At 51.8% G+C, this 3,380-nt stretch carries 1 protein-coding gene; it reads left to right on the top strand.

Features of this window, described 5'->3' with window-relative positions:
* Nucleotides 1-3,380 (top strand): glutamate synthase large subunit (gene gltB, locus RMO79_RS06445; protein WP_310482234.1); only part of this gene is annotated, 3,380 nt, incomplete at both ends.

The raw sequence follows: 3,380 nt of genomic DNA, 5'->3' as shown, positions 1-3,380 counted from the left end.
CTGCTGAAGGGATTGAATTACCCGCAGCGGGACAGTATGGAGTTGGGGCGGTGTATGGTTCGCCAGATCCGGTGATGCGATCGCAGAGTCGGCAGATCTTCACGGAAGTTGCGGCGGCGGAAGGTTTGAAGGTATTGGGTTGGCGGGATGTGCCGACGGATAATGGTTCTTTGGGTGAGACGGCGAAATCGAGTGAACCGTTTATGCAGCAGGTATTTATTGCTAAATCGGCTGAATTGGCGGATGAGTTGGCGTTCGAGCGGAAGTTGTTTGTAATTCGCAAGCTGGCGCATACGGCAATTAGGGCGGCGAATATCGATGTACATTGGTATGTAGCGAGTATATCGGCGCGGACGCTCGTGTACAAGGGGATGTTGATGCCCGTGCAGGTGGGGCAATATTTCCCCGAACTCCAAGATCCAGACATGGAAAGCGCGTTGGCGTTGGTGCATTCGCGGTTTAGTACGAATACTTTCCCCAGTTGGGAGCGGGCGCATCCCTACCGCTACATTGCCCACAATGGCGAAATCAATACCATGCGCGGCAATATTAACTGGATGACGGCGCGGCAATCGTTATTTGCGTCGGAGTTATTTGGTGATGATATTAGTAAGATTAAACCTGCAATTAATGTCGATGGTAGTGACTCGACGATCTTTGATAATGCTCTGGAATTATTGACCCTTTCCGGTCGCAGTTTGCCTCATGCGATGATGATGATGGTGCCCGAACCTTGGACGGCGCATGAGTCGATGAGCGCGGAGAAGAAGGCGTTTTATGAGTACCATTCTTGCTTGATGGAGCCGTGGGATGGCCCAGCTTCGATCGCGTTTACTGATGGTAGCTCGATCGGGGCGGTACTCGATCGGAATGGATTGCGCCCAGGACGTTATTATGTGACGACTGACGATCTGGTGATTATGGCATCAGAAGCAGGTGTGTTGACGATTCCGCCGGAAAAAGTGGTCACGAAGGGACGGTTGGAACCAGGGAAGATGTTCATGGTGGATACCGTCGCTGGGCGGATTGTAAGCGATGCGGAAATCAAGCATGAGATTACTAGCGCACATCCTTATCAAGCGTGGTTGGATGAGCATTTAGTCAGGCTGGAGGATATCGCGAATCCTGAATCCCCCCCAACCCCCCTTAATAAGGGGGGAGCAGGAGCAGAGTCTCTCTTGTCCCCCCCTTCCCAAGGGGGGCTAGGGGGGATTCTCCAGCGTCAGATGGCGTTTGGCTATACGTTTGAAGAGTTGCGGATGCTGATTACGCCGATGGCGCGGGATGGGGTGGAAGCGACGGGTTCGATGGGGACTGATACGCCGTTGGCGGTGTTGTCCGATCGACCAAAGTTACTCTACGATTATTTCCAACAGCTATTTGCTCAAGTTACTAATCCGCCGATCGATTCAATTCGGGAAGAGATCATTACTTCCGCGCAAACGACGATCGGATCTGAGCGGAATTTACTCAAACCAGAACCCGAAAGTTGTCATCTAATCGCGCTCAAATCGCCGATTTTAACTGATGCTGAACTCGCGAAGTTAAAGCACCTGAATGAGGGTGGATTTAGCTCTGTTACTATTCCAATGCTATTTAACCCTAAAGATAGCGTGAAGGGACTTGAAGCCGCCTTAGAGGTGATTTTTGCAGCGGCAGATAAAGCGATCGAATCTGGTATTAGTATCTTGATTTTGAGCGATCGAGGTGTTAATGCTGAAACTGCTCCAATCCCAGCATTACTAGCTATTGCTGGCTTACATCATCATCTAATTCGCACGGGTACTCGTACTCGCGTTGGACTGGTATTAGAATCTGGCGAACCCCGTGAAGTTCATCATTTTGCGACGTTGATTGGTTATGGTTGTGGGGCGATTAATCCCTACTTGGCATTTGAGACGATCGAGGATTTAATCGCGCAGAAAATGTTACTCGATGTCGATTATCCCACTGCTGTCAAAAACTATATTAAAGCCGCAACTAAAGGCGTAACTAAAGTCGCCTCGAAGATTGGGATTTCGACGATTCAAAGTTATCGCGGTGCCCAGATTTTTGAAGCTGTCGGATTGAATCAGGTGACGATCGATAAGTACTTTACCCGCACCGCATCGCGGATTGAAGGTGCTGATGTCGGCGTAATTACCCAAGAAACGATTACCCGTCACACCCACGCTTTCCCCGATCGACCTGCCAAAGGTGCGACACTAGATGTCGGTGGTGATTATCAGTGGCGCAAAGATGGTGAAGAACACTTATTCAGCCCTGAAAGTATCCACGCTTTGCAACAGGCGGCGCGGACGGGTAAATACGATCTGTACCAGAAATACGCCAAGCTGATTAACGAGCAGGATAAAAAACACTTTACCCTGCGCGGACTTCTCGATTTTAAACCGCACACAGCCATCCCGATCGACGAAGTAGAACCGATCGAGAATATCCTCAAACGCTTTAAAACAGGCGCGATGAGCTACGGTTCGATCTCTAGTGAAGCACATGAAGGACTAGCGATCGCGATGAACCGAATCGGCGGTAAATCAAACACAGGCGAAGGCGGCGAAGATCCCGAACGCTATACCTGGACAAACGAACTCGGCGACTCCAAAAATAGCGGCATCAAACAAGTCGCATCGGGACGATTTGGCGTTACCAGCCTCTACCTCTCCCAAGCCAAAGAAATCCAAATCAAAATGGCACAGGGAGCCAAACCAGGCGAAGGCGGACAACTCCCAGGTAAAAAAGTCTACCCCTGGATTGCCAAAGTTCGTCACTCCACCCCAGGTGTCGGGCTGATTTCACCCCCACCGCACCATGACATCTACTCGATCGAAGATCTCGCCGAACTGATCCACGATCTCAAAAATGCCAATCGGGAAGCGCGAATCAACGTCAAACTAGTATCCGAAGTCGGAGTCGGCACGATCGCCGCAGGCGTAGCCAAAGCCCACGCTGATGTAGTATTAATCTCCGGCTTCGACGGCGGTACCGGAGCCTCACCCCAAACCTCCATCAAACACGCCGGACTCCCCTGGGAACTCGGACTCGCCGAAACCCATCAAACCCTCGTCCTCAATAACCTCCGCAGCCGCATCGTCGTCGAAACCGACGGACAACTCAAAACCGGACGGGACATCGCTATCGCCGCCCTCCTCGGTGCCGAAGAATTCGGATTCTCCACCGCCCCCCTCGTCACCCTCGGCTGTATCATGATGCGCGTCTGCCATCTGAATACCTGTCCCGCAGGCATCGCCACCCAAAACCCCGAACTCCGCGCCACCTATACCGGAGATCCCGCCCACACCGTCAACTTCATGCGCTTCATCGCCCAAGACTTACGGGAAATCATGGCTTCCCTCGGCTTCCGCACCCTCAACGAAATGGTA

It is taken from the genome of Chamaesiphon sp. VAR_48_metabat_403, assembly GCF_031422475.1.
In the GTDB taxonomy this organism is placed as follows: Bacteria; Cyanobacteriota; Cyanobacteriia; order Cyanobacteriales; family Chamaesiphonaceae; genus Chamaesiphon.
Note: the sequence above shows the minus strand (reverse complement) of the source record. Positions and strands in the feature narration are given on the sequence as shown.